General features: G+C 52.8%; 19 protein-coding genes. 7 read left to right on the top strand and 12 right to left on the bottom strand.

Annotation, left to right across the window (positions count from 1 at the left end):
- Nucleotides 1-154 precede the first annotated feature (154 nt).
- Nucleotides 155-6,001 carry a reprolysin-like metallopeptidase gene (locus ACO08I_RS04835; RefSeq protein WP_421948673.1) on the top strand — a complete coding sequence of 1,949 codons (5,847 nt, stop codon included), beginning with the start codon at nucleotides 155-157 and terminating at the stop codon, nucleotides 5,999-6,001.
- 71 nt (nucleotides 6,002-6,072) lie between these two features.
- Here the strand turns inward: ACO08I_RS04835 and ACO08I_RS04830 are convergent, their stop codons facing one another.
- The 6 genes from ACO08I_RS04830 to ACO08I_RS04805 form a co-directional block, all read right to left on the bottom strand.
- Complete coding sequence (locus ACO08I_RS04830; protein ID WP_421948672.1) at nucleotides 6,073-6,960, bottom strand: homogentisate phytyltransferase; 888 nt, start codon at nucleotides 6,958-6,960, stop codon at nucleotides 6,073-6,075.
- Nucleotides 6,961-6,964: 4 nt separating this feature from the next.
- Nucleotides 6,965-7,801 (bottom strand): methyltransferase domain-containing protein, encoded by an 837-nt coding sequence (locus ACO08I_RS04825; RefSeq protein ID WP_421948671.1) that lies wholly within the window; start codon nucleotides 7,799-7,801, stop codon nucleotides 6,965-6,967.
- Between the two features lie 32 nt (nucleotides 7,802-7,833).
- A complete protein-coding gene (locus tag ACO08I_RS04820; protein ID WP_282784170.1) occupies nucleotides 7,834-8,751 on the bottom strand; it encodes a methyltransferase domain-containing protein in 918 nt (305 codons plus the stop codon).
- A 64-nt stretch (nucleotides 8,752-8,815) separates the two neighbouring features.
- Nucleotides 8,816-9,145, bottom strand: coding sequence for an L-rhamnose mutarotase (locus tag ACO08I_RS04815; RefSeq protein ID WP_421948670.1), 330 nt, complete (start codon nucleotides 9,143-9,145; stop codon nucleotides 8,816-8,818).
- 9 nt (nucleotides 9,146-9,154) lie between these two features.
- Entirely contained in the window at nucleotides 9,155-9,922 is a 768-nt protein-coding gene (locus tag ACO08I_RS04810; protein WP_421948669.1) for an SDR family oxidoreductase, read from the bottom strand.
- A 6-nt stretch (nucleotides 9,923-9,928) separates the two neighbouring features.
- Nucleotides 9,929-10,762, bottom strand: a complete 834-nt coding sequence (locus ACO08I_RS04805; RefSeq protein ID WP_421948668.1) for an amidohydrolase family protein — start codon at nucleotides 10,760-10,762, stop codon at nucleotides 9,929-9,931.
- Nucleotides 10,763-10,888: 126 nt separating this feature from the next.
- Between ACO08I_RS04805 and ACO08I_RS04800 the strand changes: the two genes are divergently transcribed.
- Nucleotides 10,889-11,689, top strand: a complete 801-nt coding sequence (locus ACO08I_RS04800) for an alpha/beta fold hydrolase (protein WP_421948667.1) — start codon at nucleotides 10,889-10,891, stop codon at nucleotides 11,687-11,689.
- A gap of 8 nt (nucleotides 11,690-11,697) precedes the next feature.
- Here ACO08I_RS04800 and ACO08I_RS04795 read toward each other — a convergent pair whose 3' ends face one another.
- Entirely contained in the window at nucleotides 11,698-13,764 is a 2,067-nt protein-coding gene (locus ACO08I_RS04795; protein WP_421948666.1) for a penicillin acylase family protein, read from the bottom strand.
- A gap of 184 nt (nucleotides 13,765-13,948) precedes the next feature.
- On the opposite strand from ACO08I_RS04795, the gene ACO08I_RS04790 reads away from it, so the two are divergent.
- Complete coding sequence (locus tag ACO08I_RS04790) at nucleotides 13,949-14,680, top strand: hypothetical protein (protein WP_282781336.1); 732 nt, start codon at nucleotides 13,949-13,951, stop codon at nucleotides 14,678-14,680.
- A 120-nt stretch (nucleotides 14,681-14,800) separates the two neighbouring features.
- Here the strand turns inward: ACO08I_RS04790 and ACO08I_RS04785 are convergent, their stop codons facing one another.
- The 3 genes from ACO08I_RS04785 to ACO08I_RS04775 all read right to left on the bottom strand — a co-directional run bounded on the left by ACO08I_RS04785 (nucleotide 14,801) and on the right by ACO08I_RS04775 (nucleotide 18,514).
- Nucleotides 14,801-15,343: a GNAT family N-acetyltransferase gene (locus tag ACO08I_RS04785; RefSeq protein ID WP_421948665.1), complete on the bottom strand. Its 543-nt coding sequence runs from the start codon at nucleotides 15,341-15,343 to the stop codon at nucleotides 14,801-14,803.
- 27 nt (nucleotides 15,344-15,370) lie between these two features.
- Nucleotides 15,371-17,737 (bottom strand): M1 family metallopeptidase, encoded by a 2,367-nt coding sequence (locus tag ACO08I_RS04780; RefSeq protein ID WP_421948664.1) that lies wholly within the window; start codon nucleotides 17,735-17,737, stop codon nucleotides 15,371-15,373.
- Between the two features lie 225 nt (nucleotides 17,738-17,962).
- Nucleotides 17,963-18,514, bottom strand: a complete 552-nt coding sequence (locus tag ACO08I_RS04775) for a D-glycero-alpha-D-manno-heptose-1,7-bisphosphate 7-phosphatase (protein WP_421948663.1) — start codon at nucleotides 18,512-18,514, stop codon at nucleotides 17,963-17,965.
- A gap of 81 nt (nucleotides 18,515-18,595) precedes the next feature.
- Here ACO08I_RS04775 and ACO08I_RS04770 point away from each other — a divergent pair, with 81 nt between their 5' ends.
- Nucleotides 18,596-19,288 carry an SDR family NAD(P)-dependent oxidoreductase gene (locus tag ACO08I_RS04770; protein WP_421948662.1) on the top strand — a complete coding sequence of 231 codons (693 nt, stop codon included), beginning with the start codon at nucleotides 18,596-18,598 and terminating at the stop codon, nucleotides 19,286-19,288.
- Here the strand turns inward: ACO08I_RS04770 and ACO08I_RS04765 are convergent.
- Nucleotides 19,266-19,856 carry a D-sedoheptulose-7-phosphate isomerase gene (locus ACO08I_RS04765; protein WP_421948661.1) on the bottom strand — a complete coding sequence of 197 codons (591 nt, stop codon included), beginning with the start codon at nucleotides 19,854-19,856 and terminating at the stop codon, nucleotides 19,266-19,268. The two genes, ACO08I_RS04770 and ACO08I_RS04765, sit on opposite strands and share 23 nt — an antisense overlap.
- 11 nt (nucleotides 19,857-19,867) lie before the next feature.
- Nucleotides 19,868-20,998 carry a glycosyltransferase gene (locus tag ACO08I_RS04760; protein ID WP_421948660.1) on the bottom strand — a complete coding sequence of 377 codons (1,131 nt, stop codon included), beginning with the start codon at nucleotides 20,996-20,998 and terminating at the stop codon, nucleotides 19,868-19,870.
- 48 nt (nucleotides 20,999-21,046) lie between these two features.
- Between ACO08I_RS04760 and ACO08I_RS04755 the strand changes: the two genes are divergently transcribed.
- From ACO08I_RS04755 to ACO08I_RS04745, 3 genes are all read left to right on the top strand, one after another.
- Complete coding sequence (locus tag ACO08I_RS04755) at nucleotides 21,047-21,472, top strand: hotdog fold thioesterase (protein WP_044228110.1); 426 nt, start codon at nucleotides 21,047-21,049, stop codon at nucleotides 21,470-21,472.
- A 114-nt stretch (nucleotides 21,473-21,586) separates the two neighbouring features.
- Entirely contained in the window at nucleotides 21,587-23,974 is a 2,388-nt protein-coding gene (locus ACO08I_RS04750) for a choice-of-anchor B family protein (protein WP_282781322.1), read from the top strand.
- Nucleotides 23,975-24,542: 568 nt separating this feature from the next.
- A complete protein-coding gene (locus ACO08I_RS04745; protein WP_282781320.1) occupies nucleotides 24,543-25,691 on the top strand; it encodes a tyrosine-type recombinase/integrase in 1,149 nt (382 codons plus the stop codon).
- Nucleotides 25,692-25,700: the final 9 nt, after the last annotated feature.

Below are 25,700 nucleotides of genomic sequence, written 5' to 3'. Positions count from 1 at the left end.
GTATTTAGTCTGGCAGAGTTTCGAAAATATAATTTCTTTTTCCTAAATTGTGAGCCCTCCTAACGACCACTTACCGGCAACACTATATCAAGACTTTTATAACCCATTTGACCATTTGCAGCGCTTGTAAATGGTGCACAAAACACAAGTAAGCATGAAAAAAACGCTCTACCCACTTGCATTGCTATGCCTGTTTTTAACCCTCCCTCATTTTTCATCCGCACAACAATGGTTTAAAGATGCCCATTTGCAGGACGCGCAGCGGCTTGGCGGTACCCGTCAGATACAGCCCGATGAGGCCCGGATCATCAGTGTAGATATGGAAGCGGTGATCTCTGCTTTGTCTGAAGCTCCAATGTGGCACACGCCTGATGCCAGAGCTAACGCGATATCCCTGGAATTGCCTCTGCCCAACGGGCACAACCGTACTTTTAAAGTCGTAGAGGCACCGGTGATGTCGGAAGGCTTGTCCGCCCGGTATCCCGGGATGCGCTCCTTTGCGGCCTATAGCCCGGAGGATGGCACTGCCTATGCCCGTTTTGGGTATACTCACAAGGGCTTCCACGCCATGATTCTGTCCGGGCTGCACAGTACGGTTTTCATTGATGTCTTCTCAGAAGGGCAAACCCGCTACTATCAGGTGTATTACAAATCTGACTATAACGGCATCCCCGGTAATGAATTCAGCTGCCGGATGGATACCGATGCAGCCAGTACTGCCGGTCATTCAGACACAGCGCCCGCAGCGTTGCTCGGCGATTGTTCCCTGCGTAACTACCGGCTTGCTATTGCCTGTACAGGCGAGTATGCACAGTTTCATGGAGGGACAGTGCCAGATGTGCTTGCCGCCTACAACGTTGCCATGACCCGGGTAAACGGCGTTTATGAGCGGGACTTCACGGTGCACATGGAGCTCATTGACGAAACGGATCAGGTGATTTTTCTGGATGGCGCCACAGACCCCTTCACCAATAACAGCGCCGGTACGCTGCTGAGCGAGAACCAGGGTGTCGTAGATGGCCTGGTGGGCTTCGATAATTATGATGTCGGGCATGTGTTCAGCACAAGTGGAGGTGGTGTGGCCTCTCTGGCTTCTATTTGCACCAACCGAAAGGCCCGTGGCGTTACAGGGTTACCATCTCCAGTCAATGATCCGTTTTACATTGATTATGTAGCCCACGAGTTTGGTCATCAGTTTGGCGCAAATCATACCCAGAACAATAATTGTAACCGGGTGGCTGCTGCAGCCATGGAACCTGGCAGCGCCTCCACGATTATGGGGTACGCCGGGATTTGCAGCCCTAACGTTCAAAACAATAGCGACGACCACTTCCATGCCATCAGCATACAGGAGGTTACGAACACGATAGAGTTCGGCGCTGGCAGCACCTGCCCGGAGCTGATTGATGTCGGGAATACAGGGCCAATACTCACAGATGAGGAGGACGTGCTGTTCCTGCCTGTATCCACGCCTTTTTTCCTCAAGGCACAAGCGATGGATGCTGAAGGGGATGCATTGACCTATTGCTGGGAACAAATGGATAATGAGATAGCAACGATGCCTCCGGTTTCTGCCAGTACAGGTGGGCCGGCTTTCCGGTCCTTATCGCCAACTCCTGATCCGGTGCGCTATTTTCCCAATTTGAATGCAGTGGTTGCCAATACACAAGATACCTGGGAGGTGTTGCCTTCCGTTTCCCGAACCATGAGCTTCCGGTGCTCCGTCCGGGACAATTTCCCGGGGGGCGGATGCGTGAAAGCTACGGATGTAGAGCTGGTTTTTTCTGATGACGCCGGCCCATTTGTAGTACAGCAGCCCAATACCAGTGTAGTCTGGGAAGTAGGCGATCTGGAGACCGTCACATGGGATGTAGCGGGTACCGATGGTGCACCGGTGAATTGCAGCGCTGTGGACATTTACCTGTCCAAAGATGGTGGCTTCACTTATCCGGTGCTACTGGCTCAGGGCGTGCCTAACGATGGGGAGCAGGAGATTCTCGTTCCGCTTGAACTGACGAGCACGGCAAGGATTCAGGTGGTCGCTTCCGGTAGCATTTTCTATGATATCTCAGATGTGGATTTCGAAATTCAGCTGCCGCCCAGTCCGACAGTCTTGATGGCCTCCACACCTTTAGCTCAGGCGCTGTGCAATGACGAAAGTGCTACGTTTGAAATTTTTACCACTCCGGTTGCCGGGTTTTCTGAAATGCTGAATTTGTCGGTGACCGGGCTTCCGGATGGCGCCACGGCTACTTTTAGTGCCAATCCGGTCGGGGCAAACGCCTCAAGTATTCTTACCATCAGCAATCTGGCGGATGCCGCTTCGGGCGTGTATGAACTCTCCCTTGTGGCGGTCAGCCCCTCTGTCAGCAAGAGCATAGAGCTTACTCTGGACGTCGCTGCGGGTGCCCCTGTAGCGGCCATTCCTGCCGCACCGGCTGCGGGCGCCCAATCGGTGCCCTTGAACCCTACAGTCAACTGGTCAGCCTCTGCTTTTGCAGATCATTATCTGCTGGAGGTCGCTACCTCGCCGGCATTTGGTGCAAACACAGTCATCGAAGAGACCGTCTTAGATACGGCTTATGAGCTGTCAGGGCTCGATGAATTCACCGTCTACTACTGGAGGGCTATACCCGTTAATGAATGCGGCGGGTCTCCTGATCCGGTATGGTCAAGTTTTCAAACCCTCGGTAACAACTGCACGGTTTACACCGATGCCGAACCTGATTTGGTGATCCCACCCAGCGGATCGGGTGAATTCACCACCACACTGGCTACTGATGGCGACTTTACGATACAGGACCTCAATATAGGCTTAGCTATCGATCATACCTGGCTTGGCGACCTCTCTGCGACCCTTTCGTACGAAGGTGGCCCATCCGTCACCTTGTTTGATCAGCCGGGCGTCCCGGGGTCAGACTTCGGGTGCTCTCAGGATAATATGCTGGTGGGTTTCGATGATGAGGCATTACTCACCGCTGCTGATTTCGAGAATTCGTGTGAGGCGAGCGGGCCCTATGGTATTTCCGGCAACTTCCAGTCTCTAGACCCACTGTCTGCTTTTGCAGGCTTACCAGCTTCCGGGACCTGGACCCTCACCATTAGCGATGCCTTCAATCAGGATGGTGGAAACCTGGTGTCATGGTCGATTGAAGCCTGTCCCCCTTCCGATGTGCCAGATCCTGCAGAAGTTTTAGCTAATCAAACACTGGAAGTCCCTTATGCACAGCAGGAGACCATTACTGCTGATTTTCTGGCTTTTGAGAAGGGCGCCCTTGCTCCGGAAGATATAGCCTATGTGTTGACCGCTCTCCCTGAGCATGGGACATTGCAACTGAACGGCATCGGGGTACTTTCTATCGGTGATGTGTTCAGCCAGGCTGATATCAATAGCGGGCTGCTGTCCTATCAGCACAATGGGAGCGCTGCCACAGCCGACCATTTTATGTTCGATCTCACCGATACAGAAGGCGGATGGCGCCCGGGCGAGGTCTTCGAACTGCTGATACTTGAGCCTTCCGTGCTTTCGGCCCTGGTAAGCATAACAAACCCGCTTCGTTGTGCCGGCGATACGGATGGTGCGATTGAAGTTGCCGTAGCCGGTGGGCTGCCACCTTATGTTTTTGCCCTGAATGCAGGCACCCCGCAGGATAACCCTGTTTTCGAAGGGCTTGGGGCCGGTGTATATACCATCATTGTAAGTGATGATTCCGGGCAGGAGATTACCCTGCCTTCGGTAGACCTGCAGGAACCCGACCCGCTGGAGCTGTCCGCAGGCTTATCGGTCAATACACTGGTGCTGGAAGCTTCAGGTGGTACAGCACCTTATGAGTACAGCCTGGACGGTGGTGTGGTCTTTGGTCCGGAGTCCTCCTTCGACGGGCTGCCCAATGCGGTCTACAGTATCGTAGCGGAGGATGCCAATGGCTGTTTGGCTTCCCTTGAACTGGAAGTGAATTTGTTGCAAAGTGCAGCCTTTTCGGTAACGGATAACAGTTGTGCCGGTGCCGCCGATGGCAGTATCACTGCTACGAATATTCAGGGTGGGGTAGAGCCTTACAGCTATAGCCTTAATGGAGGGGACACCCAGCCGGGCCCGGAGTTCACGGCTTTACCTGCCGGCAATTATAACCTGCTGATTACGGATGCGAACGGTAGCGTGTTGCAGTTGGATAATATAGAGGTCGGCGCACCGGATCCGCTGCAGTTCAGTACCGGTCTAACCGGTAACGATCTAACTCTTTCCGCCACAGGTGGTACACCGCCCTATCAATACAGTATTGATGGTGGCGCCACTTTTGGCGCAGCTTCGGCGTTCAACGACCTGCCAAACGAGACCTACGAGCTGGAAGTCCTTGATGCGAATAACTGTTCGGTTACAGGTAGCATCACCATCAACCTGATTGTTGCCGCAGAGTTCAGTATCACCGATGCTTCCTGCAGCAATACCGCCGATGGTAGCCTGACGGTGGTCTCTATAGAAGGAGGGGAAGCCCCTTATACCTATCAGTTGGGAACAGGGCCTGCGCAGGACAGCCCGGTATTTGAAAACTTGCCCGCAGAGGAGTATGCGCTTACAATTACGGATGCGAATGGCAATCTGTTCCAAATAGCTGGCTTATTGGTTGGTGCTCCGGCCCCACTTACCTTATCCGCAGAGGCTACACTTAATGACCTCGCCTTGTTGGCTGAGGGTGGTACACCGCCCTATAGCTACAGCATTGATGGCGGAGCGACATTTGGCGATGACTTCATATTTGCCGGGCTGCCTAACGGCACCTATGCTATTGTGATAGAAGATGCGAATGGCTGCACGGTTGCGGGACAGGCAACAATCAATATCATCACAAGTGCTGCTGCATCCGTAGTGGAGGTCAGCTGTGCTGGTGCGGCAGATGGGCGCATCAATGTGAATGGAGTAGAGGGTGGTTCGCCTCCCTATACCTATAGTCTGAACGGTGGGGATGCACAAAGCAGTAGCGTATTTGAAAACCTGTCGGCCGGCCCCTATACCATAATCGTCACCGATGCTAATGGCAGTTCCTTCCAGGTAACGGGAATTGTGGTGGGAGAGCCCCCGGTGCTGGAGCTGGCAGCTGATGTGGAGGACAATACCCTGACCCTGCAGGTATCAGGAGGTACGCCGCCTTACGCCTTCAGCATAGACGGTGGGGATACTTTTGAACCCTCCGGTGTTTTCACCGGGCTGGACAATGGAGACTATACCGCTCTTGTAGTGGATGCAAATGGCTGTACCGTTGCGGTTGATGCCAACGTCAATATCATTGTTGATGCCAGCATTGAGGTGCAAAATGTATCCTGCGCCGGTGATGGCGATGGAGCCATTCAGGTACAAAATGTAACCGGTGGCATAGCCCCTTACACTTACCAGCTCAATGAGGGAGGCTTTGGAGGCAGCCCGGTATTTTCAGATCTTGATCCTGGTATTTATAATCTGGAAATCCAGGACAGCGAAGGGTTTATTTATAGTGCCGCAATTGAGATTACTTCGCCCGCACTGCTTGAGGCGGCCGTTGAAGTCGTTGAAGATGCGATTACTATTGCAGCCTCTGGTGGTACGCCACCCTATGTATACAGTATTGACGGAGGGGCTAACTTCAATAGCCCGTCCTCCATTACCGGCCTGCCCAATGGAGTGTACGAGGTAATAGTGATGGACATCAACGGCTGTCAGACCGAAGTGCAAAGCGTCACCGTTATGGTTTCCGGTGTAGGCAGCTTCCCGGCGGACTGGGCTGTACGGCTTTCGCCTAACCCCACGAACGGCCCTTTGATGATGGAGGGCAATGGCTTTGAAGTACCCGAACTGCAGTGGTCGCTCGTAAGCCCGCTGGGGCAGGTGCTGCAATCGGGACGGGTGCCGGTTGCCCATCAGCAGTGGCAATTGCCGCTTGCACTTGGACAGCTGCCCTCAGGCATCTATTGGGTGGAATTGCGTACGGCAACAGCCCGCGGTGCCTGGCCCGTGATTAAGCAGTAGATTGATTAAATTGAAAGGATCGAAGGAGCGCCGGGTTATTCAACTTCCCAGCGCTCCTTTCATTTTTTGCATCAGGCGAGCCACCCGGCTGTGGCGAACAAGCCATATTCCAAAAAGAACAGCCCCCACACGGCCTGATAGTAGCGCATGATGGACGCCTTTTCCGAGAGGTCTACCCGGCTGGCCAGGAGGAGAAAACCCAATAACAGGCTCAGGTGCCCCAGGCCAAAGAGCAAATGATGTACCTGAAGGTCAGCCCATAGAGGAAGGGTGGCCAGTAGGAGGAATAAACAGCCCAGGAGGCTGTTGCCAATCCAAAAAACGCGCCTGAGGCCGACTTTGATCGATAATGTCTGAATACGGTGGGCCTCATCTCCTGCCGTATCCGGCATGTCCTTAAACCAGGCAATAATGAGCCCGTAAATGAAAATGGCAACAGTGAGCCATATAATGATGGGCGGAAGTGCCGTATCTCCGCTCAGTTGATTGTAAAAGTGGAGGAACAAAAGCAGATTGACGATCAGCCCGCGCACCGTAATAATGCAGAAGGCCGCCCAGAAGTGAAACCGTTTCAATCGGAGCGGAGGCAGGGAATAGGCGATGCCCAGCAGCAAGCTCAGCCCAACGGTCCACATCAGATAGGGCCCTCCGTACACGGCAAGGGCAAGCGCAATAAATAGTGCAATACCAATAATGGCTTGTCCGGTACGTACAGTGTAAGCACCCGAGGCGAGCGGCAGGTAAGGCTTATTGATGCGGTCGATTTCGATATCTGTCAGCTGATTGAGGCCAACGATGAAAATATTGGCACCCAGGCAGCTGACCCAGGCGGTCAGGAAGATGTTCCAGTCTCCTGTTTCATTACCCGCGTAGCTAAGGGCGAGCACGTAAAGTGCCAGTACACTCAGGCTTGTACCAATAATCGTATGCGGCCGGCTAAAACGGATGAAGTCCATCATAAGATTACACAGGTTTTTGAGCTTGCAGAACCCCAAAGCAGATCGTCCCCTGCTTAAACCCCCGGGTCATATGCCGCATGGCCAGTGCCCCGCGGATGGTGGGCAGGCCGGCTTTGAGCAACCCACTCAGGCTTTTCAGTTTCAGGGCAGACTGGATCACCGCCTGCCAGAAGGGAGCTACCTGAGCACTCCAGTCATCCGTTTGCAAACCGGTGAAACCAGCTTTTTCTGCATCCTGCCGCAGCCTTGACAGAGGAGCCAAAGGCGGAAGGTGGTACAAATGCCGGATACGGCTGAGGATCTGTTCGTCCTTTGAGGTTAGGGGCGGTGGAGTTTCGCGGTGGCACCAGGTAGCCATGAGGAGTTTTCCTCCGGGTGCCAGCAAGTTATAAAACAACTGTAGCATTTGGGCTTTGTCCTCAATATGTTCTGCGCTTTCCATGGACCAAACCAAGTCAAACGGGCCATCCTCAGGGCGAAGGGACATCATATCCCGGGCTTCGGTTTTTACAATATTGCTCAGGGCTGCTTCCCGGTTGTAGGCGGTGCCGCGCTCTGCCTGTACGGTACTCAGGGTGCAGCCCAGGACATGCTTTGCCTGCAGTTTCTCCGCCAAATACCGGGAGCTGCCGCCTACGCCACAGCCGGCATCCAAAATCCGGGAAGCCTGCTGTAGGCTGCCCCATTCCAACATCACATTGACCAGGTCAAGCTGTGCCTGCCGGTGGTCTTTGCCGGAAGGCCCCTCGCCGTAGTAACCATGATGCATATGCTCTCCCCAGGTATCGAGCCATACCTGAGTGGAGCGGTCATAAAAGTGAGCGATCTTGTCATTGAGCACGGGCAGTAATTTTACGGGATGAATCAATTGTTTTACCGAAACAAAGCAATAAGCAGGATGATCAGTAGTGCTGTAACGATCAGCGCCGCAATTTGATACCGGTTGAGGCGCTCCCGCTCGGCTTCCGGGATATGCGACTGATCAGTAAAAGCCATGCGGACGTAGCCCAGCAGGGCTGCCGGTATGAAAAGGAATCCTGCCAGCGACCCAATCAGTACCCGGAGGATCATGAGCAAACGCCTGCCCGGGCCCATTTTTTCAGGCTCAGGCTCAGTTTCAGGTATAGGGGGTTCGGATTGCCCTGTGTTTGCGGTCAGCGGTTTACGGCCGGCCAGTGCAATGCCATATTTCCCTTTGCCATCCACCCACTGCGGCTTGACATAGCAGACTTGCAGGTCCTCAAAGCCTGCCTCCCGGAACCATTGCCAGTATTCTTCTTCTTTGGGAAAAAGCATCCAGAGTTCTGCGATAAACCGCCCCACGGGATTAGCCGGCTCCAAAGGGCCAATCATCAGGGCAAGCCCGCCAGGCTTCACTATCCGGTAGGCTTCGCGTATGCCTTTTGCGGGGTCTGGCCAGTATTCGATACTCCCCGCAGAGACATAGCGGTCGAAGCTATTGGAAGGCAGGGGAAGGTTTTCGGCATCCCCCTGAAGGAAGGTGCATCCCAGTAGTTCAGGTTTGGCTTTCGCCTTTGACATTTGGTGCGGGCTTTGATCCACGCAGGTGACCTGTTGGGGAGGAACGATCTTTACAATCCCCTCTGTGTTAAAGCCGGTGCCTGAGCCTACATCTGCAACCGTGATGCCGGCCTCCTGCAATTGCCCGAGCTGCAGCGCCTTGTCCCGCATGGGGACCGTCCAGAAAAGCGGATTGACAATTTTGTCGTAAAAGATGGATAGAAAGCGGTAAAACCAATACGCTTCCTGCTTGTGTTGTACTAATCTCATAATGCCGAAGGGTTAACGCCAGATATTGTTGGCGAGGATCGTCAATATAAGACTTAAAATTGACCTACAGCCTGAAAATGGGTTTCATTTCCACCCATTTTGTACCTGCCTGTACTCCCGGCAGCGCTTGCTGGTAGTCCCACATTAGGGTTTCCCACTCCTGTACCTTAGGATTGGCCGCATCAAGACGGGCTTTTTCTGCCGGGTCGAAGTCATCCTCCGTTTCCATGATCATACACAGGCGGTTGGACCAGCGGTAGATGGTCATATGCCGGATACCGCTGCCTGTTATGCTGTCGAGGATTTCCGGCCAGACAGCTTCGTGGTAGCGTTCGTATTCCGCGATGAGTGCCGGGGCGTCTTTCAGGTCGAGGGTATAGCAGTACGTTTTCATCAGCTGTATTTAGAGGGCACGGTCCAGGTGGACGTAGCCGCCATCGATAAAGAAATGCTGCCCGGTGATGTGGGAGGCGCGGTGGGAGAGTAGGAAGAGGGCCATGTCTGCCATCTCTTCACAGGTCGTCATTCGTTGTCCGAGCGGGATTTTACTTTCGATACTCCGCTGTTTGGCTGCAGGGTCATCGAAGGTATCAAGCCAGGTCCGGTAGAGCGGGGTCATCACCTCGGCAGGCACCAGGGCATTGACGCGAATGTGGTAGGGGAGGAGTTCCACCGCCCACTCCCGGGTGAGAGCCAGTTGGGCGCCCTTTGCGGCAGCGTAAGCAGAAGTATTGCCCTGTCCGGTTACGGCGGTTTTAGAACTGACATTGATAATACTGCCTTTACGCTGCTTAAGCTCGGGGAGCAGGTAGTGTGCCAAATAATAATAATGGTGCAGGTTCTTTTGCAGAGAGTTGATCCAGGCTTCCGGGCTCCCATCTTCCAGCCCCACGCCATCATTGGCACCGGCGTTATTCACCAGTCCGTCCACTCTGCCGGTAAGCTGAAGGGCTTCTTCGACGACCTCGCGGCAGCTCTCTGCGGTGCCCAGGTTTTTTACAATTTGAAAGCCCGTGCCCAGTTCCTCCAGGATAGCATCCCCTTTAGCTTTATTACGGCCCACGATGACGGGCAGGGCGCCTTCCGCTACCAATGCCCGGCTGATGCCGGCCCCTATGCCGCTTGCGCCACCGGTGACGAGGAATACTTTATCTTTTAGGTTTAAGTCCATGGTTTTTTAGTTAAGTTGGTAAAATTGGGTGGCCGTTGCCCCCAGAATAGCCGGTTGGGCTTCCGGGGCGTATTGCCGGAGGTACGTCTGCACTACATTCACTGTTTCGTGGTAGGAATCAGCGGCAAGCAGACATACCGGCCAGTCTGAGCCAATCATCAGCCGCTCGGGCCCAAATGCTTCCATCGCGATATCCAGGAAAGGGTAGAAGTCCTCTTGTTGCCAGTTGTTCCAGTCTGCTTCGGTGACGAGCCCGGATAGCTTGCAGTAAACGTTAGGGTGGGCGGCGATGGACCGGATATGGTCTGTCCAAAGCGGACTGGGCCCTCCTTCTATGACAGGCTTTCCCAAATGGTCCAGCACAAAAGGCTGATCGGGGCAGGCATCCAGGAACTTTAGCACTACCGGGAGGTGGCGCTCGAAGACGAGGATGTCATAGGTATAGCCCTGCTGTCCCAGTTTTTGCACACCACGCAGAAAGTCCGGGCGAAGCAGAAACTCATCATCCGGTTCGTCCTGAACAATATGGCGCATCCCTCTGAGCAAAGAGTTGCTTTGGTAATGGTCCAGGGTTTGTGCTACATCAGGTGCCTGCAAGTCAATCCATCCCACCACACCTTTAATGAAAGCATGTTGCTGAGTAAGATGTAGCAGAAAGTCAGTTTCTTCGGGAGATTGCCGGGCCTGTACCGCCACACAGCCACCCATGCCTTCCTCTTTCAGTAAAGGGCTAAGGTCAGTGGGCAGGCGGTCCTTCCGGAGTTTAGGCATCGCCTCAGAAATCCAGGGATAGGCAACCGGGTCATATTCCCAAAAATGTTGGTGGGCATCAATGCGCATTTTTATCGTTTTTGCCAAAGTACTATTTAAAGTGTGCGGGCGGTAGGCATTTGTAACCCTATGGTGCAGCGGGATTATCTGCGGGGGCGGAGAAATCCACAGAAATGCGTATCTTTTATGAAAAATATGCCCAGGATATACGTCAATCAAACGGAACTTTACTACGAAGAGCATGGTCAGGGAACGGAAACCCTGCTGTTTGCTCATGGCTTGCTTTGGAGCAGTCGCATGTTTGCTGATCAAATTACGTTTTTTAAAGACCGATACCGGGTCATCGCCTACGACCACCGGGGGCAGGGGCAGAGTTCAGTTACAGAGGGTGGGTACGACATGGACACGCTCACCAGGGATGCTGTGGCTCTGCTTGATGCGCTGAAAATTGATCGTTGCCACTTCGCGGGGCTGAGTATGGGCGGCTTTGTCGGGCTGCGCCTTGCCAGTCGGCACCCGGATCGAGTCCAGTCATTGACACTTATAGATACTTCTGCCCAGGCAGAGCCTGAAGAGAACATCCCGCGTTACCGGATGCTCAACCGGATCGTGAAAATGCTGGGCGTTTGGGCGGTCAAGCGCCCGGTCATGAAAATCATGTTTGGCCCATCCTTTCTGCAGGACCCAAACCGGCGTTCGCTCAGAAAATATTGGGAGCAGCAACTGACCCGCAACAGCCGGAGCATTACGCGTGCGGTGGAAGGCGTCATTGAGCGGGAAGCAGTACCACCCGGGGCCTTAGCTAATATTCAGTGCCCAACGCTGGTATTGGTCGGGGAAGAGGATGTTGCCACCGTTCCCGCCAAATCAGAATACCTTGCTGAGCACATTCCAAATGCCCAATTGCGCATCATACCCCACGCCGGCCATACCTCATCTGTAGAAGAGCCGGAGGCGGTTTGTGAGGCTATGGCTGCCTTTCTGGATGAACAATAAAGCAGGGCCTACTCCGGATGATACACCCGCAACGCTTCATCCAACACCGCCTCCTTATCCAGCGTCATCGGCTTAAGTTCCTGGCTGGTGAATCGCTGCATTTGGTCGGTATAGTGCGGGCTGTCGGGGCGGGCGGAAGCTCCGTAGGCGTTGATGCTTTCAATTTGAACCCCTTCCTCACTGTAGCGGACAAACTGTATATAGGAATCACCGGAGACCGGGCGCAGGCGGCCATCCTTTTGCAATTCGCTACGTACTGCGGCGAGTACATCCGGGCCGCCGCCCATGGGCAGGCTAACGTTGCCCCGGCGGTGCTGCTGTAGCTTGCCGAGACGAACTGTAGGTTGCCCAAAGTGCTCAACAAAATGCTCCTGCGCGAATCGCAGGGCTTCCGCAAGCTCTTTCTCTGGAAGGGTGTCCAGTTCCAGTACTGACTGTCCGGATTTTAGCGCAGATTCCAGGTGGTAATAGGCAAGAATGGCCGTGGCAGCGGCCTCGCTATTTGCATCTGCCACCCGGTCCCAATCCCGCAGCAGCCGGATTTGCTCCTGAATATCCGGATAATCATCAGGGTTGAGATGGAATATGGGCTCAAACCAGGGTACAGCTACCATGGGCTGCTCATAAGCCTGATCGTACTTGATGCGCTTGAAGTCCTCGTAGCTTACCTGATCGTATTGCTGCATCAAAGCCTGGAAGCGGGCGCCCCGGTTGGTGAGGTCGTTGGGGCGTTTGTAACCCATGTGGGGCGGTATGGCAGTGGTGTCAGGGTTGTCTTCGGGAGCGGTACTCCGGAAGGGAGTGTGGTTGCAGTTGTAGACATAACCTGAAGGCGGGTCAAGTACCTGCACCAGCTGGTCTACCGGGTAAAAGTCATTCTCCCATAGGGTGGCGGAAGTGTCGCCGGGCAGTATGCCTGACCAGTCGTAGTTGGGGTCTCGTTTGGGCAGCAGCCCATTCCCGAGGTGATAAATATGCCCTTCTCGGTCCGCATAAACGATGTTGGTACAGGTGATGCCCTGCAGGTCCAGCGCCGCCCGGAATTCATCCCAGTTCCGGGCTTTATTCATGCGGTACCACTGCTCTGGTGCTTTGATGGTCTGATTGGCAACGGTGCGCAGGGCGAAGAACCCATTGGGCGTTTCGAAAGTTATGCCGTATTTGCTCTGGTAAAATTTTTGTTTTTTGCCTGCGGGCAGAAAGCCCAGCAGCCGGATGCGTGCCTTGTAAAAGTCGGGCTGCAGTTCCAGCCATTCTCCATTAAAACGGTAAGCCAGTTTCCGTTCCGGGTGCATCTTCAGTTTGTAGATATCTGTAAAATCGGGATAATTGACGGTATGCGCCCAGCCGAGGTAGGGATTGGTACCCAGGAACAGGCTAACGCCCCCGGGGAAATTCGCGCCCAGCATATTCCAGCCCTCTTCACTGCACACATGAGCCTCGTACCAGGAGTAGAGCCCTTCCAGCGGTTGGTGAGAATTGGCAAGCAGAAAGGTCTCGCCGGTTGTCGTTTTATGCGGGGCGATGGCGGCGGCATTGGAGCCTCTTTCCTGACTCACTTCCTCACCAATTTTCCCACTGAAAATTTCACTCAGTGGCTCATCAATTTGCGAAAGCAGTGCCAGACCGAGCATGTAGGAGGGGATAAGGTCCTGCCCATCCACCGGGAAAAGCTTGCGGTGGAGGACTTCCTTTGGGTGCCTGGCGGCATAGGCGTTGAGCCCATCGGCATAAGCTTCGAGAATCTTCCGGAAATCCGGGCTGAGGTCGGTGGTGTAGCGCTCCCGGGTCGTTTTTCTTGCGCCCAGCAGGTGCACAATCACATCAAGCTGAGCGCCTTGTTTGCCAAAGACCTGCCCCATCAGCCCCTTAGCGGGCAGCAGCTGCTTTTGCATGGTGAGAAAGTCATCCTCGGCAGAAGCCCAGGCGAGCCCGTAGGCGACTTCAGCATCCGTAGGGGCAAAAATGTGGGGCACCCCCCATTGGTCGCGGGCGATTTGGATATTTTGGGGGTCTACCTGCGCGCGCAATGGTATGGCGATGGTCAGGACCAGAAACAAGCGGAAAAAGAGCATTATTTTCTATTTTTGATAAGGCATTTTTTGGGAACTGAATGTAAGCAGAACCTTTTGAGTAACGGAGGATATTTTATATTTTTGCTTCTGACATTGTTTCATTAACTTAGGATGCGTTTCTCTCGTTGACTTCCTCCCAAAATTCAAGTAAAACGGATAAGCGTTCCAAATTATCATTTTTATCATGAAGTATCTACCCTTGTTGCTTAGCCTGATGGCTTTGATGATGAGTTTTGATGTAGCCGCTCAGGACGATTTGGCTGCTAAAATGAAAAAAGAAGGCGTTGTCCCCGGCGCTATTTACCAAAAAGGTAAAAAAACGGAGGGGTATATAAAGACGATCACCTATCGGAGCGATAACGGGGAGTACACTTCTCCCTGGGCTTATCAGGACGACTTCAAATTTATTGAGGCTGAAAAATTTCTCAAGAAGGATAAGGTTAAAAATAAGGATTTTGAAAAGTACGGACCTAAAGATATTGATGGCTACGACTATGAGGATTTGACATACGTATCTGCGAAGTACTCAGATATGACTGCTGTAGGAACTAATATGATCGCCCGAACCCGTTTCTTCCGGAAGATAAAGGACGGTAAGGTTACCATCTACCACTATTATTCGGCACCACCGCCGGTAACAAGCGGTGATTATGATTACACACCACATTTGACGCCGCAGCCAGTCTACCGTATCGGTGACAAAGGTAAGCTGACTCTTGTCGCCGATATGAAAGTGGAAGAGGAGCTTAAGGATTGCCCTGATGTGGTTGAGCAATACAAGAGTGGTGCTTACGATGTAATCGGAGGCGATAAAAAAGATAAGGGAACGCTGGCAAGACTTGCTAATAAGACGAATGACATTCGGGAGAAAATCCATCTGAAGGTTATTGAGGACTATAATGAAAAGTGCCAGTAACCTATTACCAAAGGAATATGAAAAGCCCCGGTTTGACTTGCCAAGCCGGGGTTTTTCAATAGCTGTTGATACAAAGCGGGGTAATTTATCAGCGTTATGAATGGCCAATAACTCGTTTGGCTAAGCGTGCTTCTTTTCCAGCCATTCAGACTTGCTGATCCCGTACCAATTGTGCTCATCTCCGTCAAATTCAAATACCTCAATCAGCCGGAGCCCTACCTTCTGCAATACTTTGTTGGAGCCGATATTGTCGACATGGGCGCCAGCGAAAATCTCCTCTAACTTCAGTGTTTCAAAGCCATATTCCAATGCCGCCAGGGAAGTCTCCGTCGCAATGCCCTGCCCCCAGTACTGCCGCCTGAGCCGGTAGCCAAGGTCGTAATAGTCCATATCAGTACGCACGGTGGTCTCGAATTTTAGCCCTGACCAGCCGACGAAGTCCTGCGTGGCTTTGTCAATTACCGCCCATCTGCCTATGCCGTATTGGTCGTACTGATTGCGGACATAGGCAATCGTATCATGGGCCTGATCCATTGTTTTGATGGGGTTGTTCCCCAGGTATTTGTGAACCTCAGGATCGGAATCTAAATCGAAAAACCCCTGAGCATCCTGCTCCTCCGGCTTTCTCAGGATAAACCTTGCTGTTTCTAGGGTTGGGCTCATGATGGCTGGGTTGTTTTACAAAAAGGGTTATTTCCCATTGGCACGTTGCATGGGGTTTTTCCCACTCTCGATTTTATGCTTTTTAAAGACCTGGAACCGGGATGGGACCTGCCGTAGTGGCCAGCTGTTATTGCTCAGCCCGGCGTCTGCTGTTTCCCGGAAGGGGTCGATTTCAATAGCTTTGACCTGCTTTTCCCTGACGAAAACCTTGGTGAAGGCCGATTCGTTCTTGCGCCAGATCTGGGCAGGGATACGGTCGATCTCAGTGCTGCCGTCCTCGTAGGTCCACTGTATAATGACTGGCATGACGAGCCCGCCTTTGTTGCTGAAGTGCAGCTCGTAGTAGTTCTTATCGCCAAACTGCTGCTGTTTTTCCTTCTTGCTGAAGGGCTCATCGTAGATCACAATTTTCTGCTGTGTCACGCTGTCTGCCGTTTCCCAGGGCCTGTAGTTGCTGTAAAAATCCTGCAGTTCAGGGTCTTCCTCATCGGCAGGGACGATACCTGCTTCTTCATTGCGGATTTGGGAAAGGTCCCGGAAAGGCTTGGAGGCCCGCACGGGTTGGGTGATTTCCCGGCGTTCGGGGTCATTTTCCAGATCGACTTTGTACCATTTGACACTGTCCAGGGCAATATCCACATAGTCCGTACTGTAGAACCAGCCCCGCCAGAACCAGTCGAGGTCCACGCCGCTCGCATCCTCCATCGTCCGGAAGAAGTCGGCCGGTGTGGGGTGTTTGAATGCCCAGCGGCGGCCATATTCCCGAAAGGCGTAATCGAACAGCTCCCGCCCCATGATGGTTTCCCGCAGGATGTTGAGGGCGGTGGCTGGCTTGAGGTAGGCATTTGAGAAATAATCCTTGATGTTTTCACTGTTGGTCATGATGGGCTCCAGTTGCCCTTTCGGCATGCTCATATAGGCCGTAATCTGATGAGGCGGCCCTGCCCAGCTTTGGTAATCGGCATCGAATTCCCGCTCGGCCAGGAACTGCACGAAGGTATTCAGCCCCTCGTCAAACCAGGCCCACTGCCGCTCATCGCTGTTGATGATCATCGGGTAGTAGTTGTGGCCCACCTCGTGGATGATGACCGAAATGGCGCTCTTCTTTGCTATTTCCGTGTAGGTGCCATCGGGCTCGGCGCGGCCGGGGTTGAAGCAGATCATGGGGTATTCCATCCCGTTGCTGGCCTCCACTGAAATGGCAGTGGGGTACGGATAGGGAATGCTGTATTTGGAATAGGTCTTCAGGGTGTGGGCTACCGCTTTGGTAGAGTAGCGGCTGTAGATGGGGTAGGCCTCTTTGGGGTAATAGCTCATGCACATCACCCGTTTGCCATCGCTGTTGTAGTGCGGCATGGCATCCCAAATGAACTTGCGGCTGGCGGTCCAGGCAAAATCCCGCACCTGATTGGCGTGGTAAATCCAGGTTTGGGTTTTCTTAGCTGGTTTCGCTTTTTCCTGGGCTTTGGCTTCCTTCAGGGTGACGATTTCTACAGGAGTGTCTGCGGTCTGGGCGGCTTCCCAGCGCTCCAACTGTTTTGGCGTAAGCACATCCGCATAATTGAGGCATGCTCCGGTGGAGCCGACCATGTGGTCTTCCGGTAACGTAATGCGCACGGTATAGTCGCCAAAGGTCAGCGCAAACTCGCCCCGGCCGGTGAACTGATTGTTTTGCCAGCCTTCAAAATCGGTGTAAGCGCAAAGTCGGGGGTACCATTGGGTGATGGTGTAGAGGTAGTTGTCGTCCTCCGGAAAGTACTCGTACCCGCCCCGGGGCAGGGTAGCGGCATTGCCGGTAGCCTCGAGCAGGTGATTGAGGTACACCCGGTCCACGATGTAGTAATGCCAGTCCACCCGGAAGCGGAAGTGTTCGCCCGGGCCCAGGGTTTCAGGCAGTTCCACGCGCATCATGGTCTGATTGATGGTATACTCCAGCGCCTGGCCGTTCTCATCGGCTACGGCTTCGATATTGACGCCGTATTTATCCCGCCCGCGCCAGGTTTCCAGAGCTTTGAGTTCGTATTCGCTCATCACAGGTTTGATGGAGCTGGGGTCGAAGTATTGGTTGTCATTTTTTGGGGAGTGCTGGTTTTCGTCCAGTTGGAGCCACAGGTAGCGCAGGGGCTGAGGGGAATGGTTGTAATAGGTGATCCACTCGCTGCCGTCGAGGCGCTGTTCCTCGGTATTGAGGGTGCAGTCGATTTCGTAGTCGGCCCGCTGCTGCCAGTAGTCGGGGCCGGGGGCGCCATCCCAGGCGTGGTAGCTGTTGGGCGGAGTAATGAGGGTGCCCAGTTGCTCAAATTTGTTGCCGTGGTCGGCGCCGGGGTTTTGGGCGTGGAGGCTTGTAAAGAGCCCCATCAGGGCCATCAGAAGGAGGAATCGAAACAGTTGCATGGTCGTGTAAATGTGGTTTGAGGGGCTAAAATACGTTTTTCCGATGGGCTGAGGGTGGGCAATTGTTGCGGAAATGGTGATTTTAGGTAAAAGGGGGTTCACGCGAAGGCCGCGGAAGAGGGCACGCAAAGGGTTGCGGAGGAGGGTTTTTCACGCGGAGTGCGCGGAGGGTGGGGTGCGGAGTGCGTAAAGCGCCTGAAAGGCAGATTTGAAAATGAGAGGCGTTCAGGTGAGTAAATTTGGCAGTACCTGAAGGGTTTGAATGGTTTGCCAAACCGGCAGCCCCTCCTCGATTGCCGCCCGGATTCCAGCCTCATCTTCCGCTTTTCCCGTCACCCATACGTTGCGCATGCCCAGGTTGTGCCCGAATTGGAGATCGGAGAGGGAATCCCCCACCATGACAGAACGGCTGAAGTCAATATTTGGGAAGTCCGCTTTGGCCTGGTGTCCCATTTTTGGGCTGGGCTTACGGCAGTTGTTGGGCACTGTTTTGAGATCGGGGCAGGTGTAAATGCGGTCGGGCAGGGCACCTGCCTTTTCCAGGCCTGCGCACATGTGTCCGTGTACCGCCTCAAGCTCTGCCAGGGTCATCAGCCCCTTGCCGATACCCTGCTGATTGGTCACGACAAAAAAATAATCGAATAGGGGCCGAAGCTGCGCGATGGCCTCCGGGTTGCCGGGCATCCATTCAAATTCATCGGGATGGCTGACGTACCCGCCCGGGATGCGGGTATTGATGACACCGTCGCGGTCGAGGAAGAGGGCAGAGTAGGGCATGGCTCTGGATTTAGAGGTTGTTGTTGAGTGGGCAATTTAAACATTTCGGGCGTTACCCACCTTCTATTCCAAAACAACAAAATGAAAAAGCAAGCCATCATAACCGGTGCCGCAGGTGGGCTGGGCACTGCTGTTACCCAAAAGTTTTTAGAAGCCGGATACGAAGTCACTGCCCTGACGCAGCCCGGTCACCCGGACCAGATCGATCGCCTGAAATCAGCTACGGGCAGCCCGGCAGAACTGCGCATCCAACCCCTTGATGTTATGGACGGGAAAGCGGTCGCCGGATTTTTCGCCAATCAGGAAAACATTCATGCCGCTATCTTTCTGGTCGGTGGCTTTGCTATGGGCAAGCTGGCTGACACTTCGGAAGCAGACCTGGATAAAATGCTGTCGCTGAATTTCAAAACAGCCTTCCATTCGGTACAAAACGCCTTGCCCAAGATGGCGGAAGGTGGGCGGATCATCCTGATTGGTGCACGACCGGCAACGGATCCGGAAGCAGCAGCAGCCCTGGTCGCCTACAGCTTGTCCAAAGGTTTGGTTTTACAACTCGCCGATATCGTCAATGTGGAAGGTGCAGAGCGCAACGTACAGGCGGTCACCATTCTGCCCAGCATCATCGACACCCCGGCCAACCGGGATGCGATGTCGGATGCCGATTTCAGCCAGTGGGTGAGGCCGGCGGAAATAGCCGAGGCGATGCTCTTCGCCTGCTCTGAAGCAGCCCAAAAGCAACGCTTCGGGCAGTTTAAGATGTACGGGGGCGTGTAAATAATGCAGCTTCCACCAGCTGACAAATAGTATGTCCCATCAGCATGTGGCATTCCTGTATGCGAGGGGTATCTCTGCTGGGCGCGTTGAGCAGATAGTCTGCTGTATCCCGGAGTTTGCCGCCGCTCTGACCGGTCATGGCGACCACTTTCAGCCCCAGGCTCCTGGCCTTTTGTGCTGCCAGTAGGACGTTGGGCGAATTGCCGGAGGTAGACATGGCAAACAGCAGGTCTCCCTTTCGGCCAGCTGCCTCCACCATGCGGGCGTAAATCGCATCGTAGCCATAATCATTGCCAACAGCCGTAACAAAAGACGTATTGACATGCAGGGCTTCTGCAAACAGCGGTGGGCGGTCGAAGTAGAAACGGCCGGATAGCTCGGCAGCCAGGTGCTGCGCGTCGGCAGCGCTGCCCCCGTTGCCGCAAAACAGGACTTTGCCGTCACGCCGGTACACCTCAATGCACGCCTGAGCCACGGTTTCTATTTCCTGCAGCAGCTTAGCATCCTGCAGCAAAGAGGTTTTGGCTTTAATACTTGCCTGTATGGCTTCTTTTATCGTGGATTGCATTATTATCTGTTTTATTGGCGGATGAGGGCTTCTATGCCGCGCACCATATTTTCCCAGGAGAATCGGCTGCGGCCGGCTTTTACTGCGGTTTCCATGCTTTCCTGCTGTTGGTTGTGGTAAAAATCGGCAATCGCTGTGGCAATCGCTTCGGGGCTCACGTCCACCACATAACCTTCCTTGCCATGCTGCACGATTTCCGGCAGACCACCCACCCGGGTGACCACCATTGGTTTGCCAAAGTGGAAAGCCAGCTGGGAAATGCCGCTCTGAGTTGCGGTTTTATAAGGTTGCACCACGAGGTCTGCTGCGCCAAAGTAGGCGCCCACCTCGCTGTTGGGAATGTAGGCATTTCGCAAAACGATCTGCTCTTCCAGCCCTTGCCCGGCAATGAGTTGTTGATAAGGTTCCGGATCGTCGTAAAATTCACCGGCGACAATAAGTTTCACGCCAAGTGTGCTCACTTCCGGCAATGCCATCGCCTGAAGCAGCAGGTCAAGCCCTTTATATCCCCGGATAAAGCCGAAGAACAGCAGATAGTGCTGGTCCTTTGGCAAGCCCAGTTGCTCAAGGGCGGCATCCCGTTCCACCATTGGCCCATAGTTGTCGTAAATGGGGTGGGGGATGTAGGCCACTGGCATCTCTTTCGAAAAGGCTCGGATATCGGCCTTGACAGCGCGGGACATGACCACGCAGGCATCCACGGCATTAAGGAAATACCGGGTGAAGGCCTTATCGCCAGGACGGTGCTCGTGGGGAACTACGTTGTCGGTGATTGCCACCACTTTAGTACGTGCAGCCCCGCCACCGATACGGAGGATGGTGCCCAGGGCTGGCCCCATAAAGGGGAGCCAGTAGCGGACAATAATGAGGTCAGGAGCCAGCGCTTTCAATTTTCGGCCAACCTTTATCCAGTTTAAGGGGTTGATGGAATTAATTACGGGCTCAATCTGTAATCTGGCAGGGGGCGGGTCGTCTGTATATTGAGTCTTGCCAGGGAAGAGGAAGCCCGGGTACTGCAAGCTGAAAGAAAGGATGCGGACCCCGTAGCCATGCTGCTGCAGTTCCTGCGCGAGGCGCTCCGTGCTCGATGCAATACCGCCCCTGAGCGGGTGGGCGGGTGATAGAAAGACAACCTGCTTCACTTTTTGTGCGCAAGATAATCATCTCAGAACGAATAACACTTAACCACTATGATTTGGAAACAGGAATTTACTCTGGAGGGCATCCAGCAAATTTGTCAAAATACCCTGGTTGACCATTTAGATATTGTGTTCACGGACTTTGGAGACAATTACCTGGAAGCGACTATGCCGGTCGATCATCGCACCGTACAGCCCGCCCGGTTGTTGCACGGTGGGGCGTCTGTAGCTTTAGCAGAAACCATAGGTAGCGTGGCCTCTCAGCTTTGCATACCCAACATAGAGACCCACATGGCTGTTGGAGTAGAGATCAATGCCAATCACCTTCGCTCCGCCACGAGGGGTCGGGTGAGCGGTCGGGCGACTCCACTGCGCATTGGGCGCAAGCTCCACATTTGGGAAATCCGTATCACAGATGAAAAAGAAAGGCTCATATGTGTCAGCCGACTAACAATTGCAGTGGTCCAACGGAGCTAAATGGTGGAATTGCCATTAAGCTGGTTATATTTGACCGCTAAATTTACAACTATCGGAAGCTTGTTTTGGCGAAAGCCAGTCACCACACTTTTCCACCTAATGCTAAAAAAAAGTATGAAGAAAGCACTTTTACTCTTGTCATTCCTTGCAATGACAGCTACCTATTCTGTAGCTCAACTGAATATGGAACTCCTATCTCAGGTACAATACAACGATACCGGCCTGAATGACATCTGGGGCTGGGCAGACCCTGAGACGGGCATCGAATATGCGATCGTCGGGCTTCAGCTGGGCGTTTCCATCGTCTCCCTGGAAGACCCCGAGAATGCCGTGGAAGTGGCCCGTATTCCCGGGCAGTTCTCCACATGGCGGGACATGAAAACCTGGGGGCATTTTGCCTACATCACTACCGATCAGGGCGGTACCACTGAAGGTGTTACAGTGATCGACCTGTCGCAACTGCCCGAAGCAGCACCTTACTACCATTGGACACCCGATCTGCCCGGGCTGGGCACGCTGGAAACTTGCCATAACATCTATATCGATGAATTCGGCTATGCTTACCTGGCAGGTTGTAACCTGAACAGCGGAGGTATGCTCATCCTGAATGTGGATACGGAAGACGGTGAACCGGAATTCGTAGTGCCTGCACCGCCTATTTATGCGCACGACGTTTACGTGGTAAGCAACAAAATGTACTCCTCTGAAATCTATGTGGGCAACATGACCGTCTACGACGTCACTGATAAAGAGAATATTCAGGCGCTCGGTACAAAGGGTACTCCTTTTTCCTTCACCCACAATATTTGGTTAAATGAATCAGAAACAGTGGCCTTTACAACGGATGAAGTAGCAAACGCTCCGGTAGCGGCCTATGATATTACTGATCTTTCTGAAATTGAAGAGCTGGACCAATACCGGCCAGTGGCAACCGTTGGCTCAGGCGTGATTCCGCATAACGTTCATGTTTGGGATGACTACCTGCTGATTTCCTACTATACAGATGGTGGAAAAGTAGTGGATGGTTCCCGCCCAACCAATCTTATCGAGGTAGGTAATTACGATACCTGGCTGGGTTCGGATGGCGGCTTTAGCGGAGCCTGGGGCTTGTACCCTTTCCTGCCTTCCCAAACGGTACTGGTAACTGATATCAACAACGGGCTTTATGTATTGCAGCCCGACTTCAAGAGAGCCTGCTGGCTGGAGGGCATTGTTCGGGATTCCATTACACAGGCCCCCATTAACGGTGCTACGGTAGTCATCGACTCCGAGCAGCCCAACTTTGGCGAATCTGACCCATTTGGTGCCTACGCTACCGGACAGGTGCTGGCAGGTACCTTTGCGGTCACTTTTGAAAAGCCCGGCTATCAGTCAAAGACCCTGCAGGTGGACCTGGACAACGGCGTACTCACTGAACTGGATGTCGACCTCGTGCCCCTGCAGCAGTATTCCATTACCGGACAAGCCGTGCGCGATGGAGACGGTCAGCCGGTGCCGGGCGCATTGGTGCAGGCCTTCAATGAGACCTTTACTTTCAATACCGTAGCAGACGCAAGCGGTAACTTTACCTTCAATAATATCACAGAGGGCACTTATCAGGTAGTAGCCGGCTCTTGGGGCTACCTGCATGCCGTGCTTGAGGATGTGGATTTGAGCAACAATACAGAAGTAACCGTTGCCCTCGAAACGGGTTATCAGGACGACTTTCTGTTTGACTTCGACTGGCTGACCGGCGCCACCTCGCCTACAGGGCAGTGGGAACTGGGCATACCAGTAGGAACGGAATATCAGGGCGCTCAGTCACATCCTGGTTCCGATGCTCCCGATGACCTGGGCTTCAGCTGTTATTCTACAGGCAACGCCGGTGGAGGTGCAGGCAACGATGATGTGGACAATGGCAGCGTAGTGTTGCGCTCTCCTTTTATGGACCTGTCCAATTACGATATACCGGTGCTTTCTTTGAGTTATTGGTTTTTTAATGCTGGTGGTGGGTCTACTCCGAATGATGAGCTTGTCATTAGCATCACTAATGGAACAGACGAAGTCGAGATAGCTACGATTACCCAATCCCTTAGCCTCTGGCGCAAAATACAGCAGGTCAACCTTGCCGATCTCATCGAGCTGACTGATGAAATGCGCCTGGTGATTACTACTTCCGACGATCAGGCAGAGGGTCATTTAGTGGAAGCCGGTATAGATAAGGTGCTGATCGAAGAAATGGGTATGCCTTCCAATACTGAAGACTTGTCTGCAGGTGTTCAGCTCGAGGCTTTCCCGAACCCTGCCAAAGGTGCCTTCACGGTTAGCTATGAGGTACCGCAAACAGCAGCACGCGCTGATCTGATCCTCTTCAATGCCCTGGGGCAGGAAGTGGAGCGTCAGCAACTGCATTCGGCTGCCGGGCAGTTCCGCTTCGGCGAAAAGCTGAGCGCAGGTACCTACTTCGCCCACCTCATGGTGGATGGAGTGACGGTGGAAACGCTTCGGTTGGTGAAGCAGTAAAACAGCTAAAAGAATGATAAAAAATGGGGCGTTGCTGTTGGGTGGCGTCCCGTTTTTATCAATCTAATTTAAGCCGAGGTTTTGCTACGTGAGCGCTTGCTTATATTTGTTCATTGAAAAGACTGCATTCTGATTCAGACAGGAGATTTTAGTGACTTTAAGTCTTTAGGAGCCGACACATGATCTTTTACCTGCAAAGTACATCATTCTCCGCCTCTACATTTCCTCAGTCTTTCTACACGCCCCAATATTGCGGCACATCGCTGTGCAAAACAGACAAATACATTCTAATATAATATGTAATTTGTAGCGTTCTCCGAAAAAATATCTTTCCATACTTCTGTCTATCAGTTACTTACCTCTGGGTTCCACTTTGGTTAAATATCCTTATATTCGTGAAACAGAGACGCACTTTGCAAATACGAGATTTGTTTTCCAACTTTTTCGCCGGAAAACAGAAAATCTTAATTTGAATTTATTTGGTTTATTTTTGCTTGATTTTGTTTTATCCTGCTTATTTTTATCCAGCATTTTTTTAAGCCATTTTTAAGTAAAACAGACAGACCAAGTGACGATTCGAACAGTATTATGGGCTCAGCCCCGAAAGGATGGAACAGCGGCAGTTAAGATATATGTGAATCTTAAAGGCGTCGTACGTTATTTCAAGGTTGATAGTATTTACATTGAACCTGAGTACTGGGATAAGGCTAAACAGGCCGTCAAGGCTAAGCACCCCAGCGCAAAGTTGTATAATGCTAAAATCAGAGCCCGGAAACTAGAGGTGGAAGAGCACTTCCTCAATGGCGGGACATTTCAGGATTTTGGAAAGACCAAAGCCGAAAATAAGCTGGTAACGGAAGCTTTGGAAGAATACATTGACCTGAACCAGGAGGAATACAGTCCCAAAACTATAAAATTGTACCACTGCACGATCAATCGCATCAAGCAGTTTGATAACGAGTATTCCATTACCTCCAAAATTGGATCCATTGATGCCAACTGGGCGGATGACTTTGTCCGCTACATGAAGAGCATGGGGTATAAGAAGTCAGCGGCTTCCCTCCATCTTTCCAGAGTCAGGAATGCAGCCAAGCAACAACGGGTTGACAATCCCCATATTGAAAAAGTCAGGTGCAGTCAAAACAAGACGGCCCCCAAGACCTATCTGACGCCCGATGAAATAGCGTTGATGGAGAATGTCCCGGCTTCCGAGCTGGGAGAGACACTGGATACTGTACGGGACTTCTTTCTGCTGGCTTATTATTTTCTGCTGAGAAACAGTGATTTGTCGGCTATCTCCAGGTCGAATTTCATGGAGAAAAACGGCAAAATGTTTTATGTCGGAAGAAACAAAAAGACGAAGACACAGGTCATTGTACCTGTTAAGCAAAAGGCCAAAGAGATACTGGAGAAACACAATTATGATTGCTCTGCCTACAGCAACGGCTGGAGAAATAGTAAAATCCGGGAAGTTGCGGAGATTGCCGGCATTAACGCACTGGTAGAACAAAACAACGAGCTGGTCCCCAAATACCAGGTCATTAGCATGCACACTGCACGAAGAAGTGCGGCAACGAATCTGGACATGCAGGGCATGAGCCAGCATGGAATTAAAATGCTGGGAGGGTGGAAAAACATTTCGAGCTTGTCCGTTTACTTCCGTTCGGGCAATATGGATGTTGCGGAGAAAGCGGAGCAATTTGAACACTTCAAATAATGAAAGCCA

Origin of the sequence: Phaeodactylibacter xiamenensis, assembly GCF_965229835.1 — a bacterium.
Taxonomy (GTDB): domain Bacteria; phylum Bacteroidota; class Bacteroidia; order Chitinophagales; family Saprospiraceae; genus Phaeodactylibacter; species Phaeodactylibacter xiamenensis.
The sequence above is the reverse complement of the archived record's forward strand: the minus strand, read 5'-3'. Positions and strand labels throughout refer to the sequence as shown.

Excerpts from the sequence above, each read along its gene's own strand:
- ACO08I_RS04765 (WP_421948661.1), bottom strand. The coding sequence starts at position 19,856 with ATGCAATCCACGATAAAAGAAGCCATACAGGCAAGTATTAAAGCCAAA.
- ACO08I_RS04785 (WP_421948665.1), bottom strand. The coding sequence starts at position 15,343 with ATGAGCCCAACCCTAGAAACAGCAAGGTTTATCCTGAGAAAGCCGGAG.
- ACO08I_RS04775 (WP_421948663.1), bottom strand. The coding sequence starts at position 18,514 with ATGCCCTACTCTGCCCTCTTCCTCGACCGCGACGGTGTCATCAATACC.
- ACO08I_RS04805 (WP_421948668.1), bottom strand. The coding sequence starts at position 10,762 with ATGCGCATTGATGCCCACCAACATTTTTGGGAATATGACCCGGTTGCC.
- ACO08I_RS04755 (WP_044228110.1), top strand. The coding sequence starts at position 21,047 with ATGATTTGGAAACAGGAATTTACTCTGGAGGGCATCCAGCAAATTTGT.
- ACO08I_RS04795 (WP_421948666.1), bottom strand. The coding sequence starts at position 13,764 with ATGCTCTTTTTCCGCTTGTTTCTGGTCCTGACCATCGCCATACCATTG.
- ACO08I_RS04835 (WP_421948673.1), top strand. The coding sequence starts at position 155 with ATGAAAAAAACGCTCTACCCACTTGCATTGCTATGCCTGTTTTTAACC.
- ACO08I_RS04810 (WP_421948669.1), bottom strand. The coding sequence starts at position 9,922 with ATGGACTTAAACCTAAAAGATAAAGTATTCCTCGTCACCGGTGGCGCA.
- ACO08I_RS04830 (WP_421948672.1), bottom strand. The coding sequence starts at position 6,960 with ATGATGGACTTCATCCGTTTTAGCCGGCCGCATACGATTATTGGTACA.
- ACO08I_RS04820 (WP_282784170.1), bottom strand. The coding sequence starts at position 8,751 with ATGAGATTAGTACAACACAAGCAGGAAGCGTATTGGTTTTACCGCTTT.
- ACO08I_RS04750 (WP_282781322.1), top strand. The coding sequence starts at position 21,587 with ATGAAGAAAGCACTTTTACTCTTGTCATTCCTTGCAATGACAGCTACC.
- ACO08I_RS04770 (WP_421948662.1), top strand. The coding sequence starts at position 18,596 with ATGAAAAAGCAAGCCATCATAACCGGTGCCGCAGGTGGGCTGGGCACT.
- ACO08I_RS04780 (WP_421948664.1), bottom strand. The coding sequence starts at position 17,737 with ATGCAACTGTTTCGATTCCTCCTTCTGATGGCCCTGATGGGGCTCTTT.
- ACO08I_RS04790 (WP_282781336.1), top strand. The coding sequence starts at position 13,949 with ATGAAGTATCTACCCTTGTTGCTTAGCCTGATGGCTTTGATGATGAGT.
- ACO08I_RS04815 (WP_421948670.1), bottom strand. The coding sequence starts at position 9,145 with ATGAAAACGTACTGCTATACCCTCGACCTGAAAGACGCCCCGGCACTC.
- ACO08I_RS04800 (WP_421948667.1), top strand. The coding sequence starts at position 10,889 with ATGCCCAGGATATACGTCAATCAAACGGAACTTTACTACGAAGAGCAT.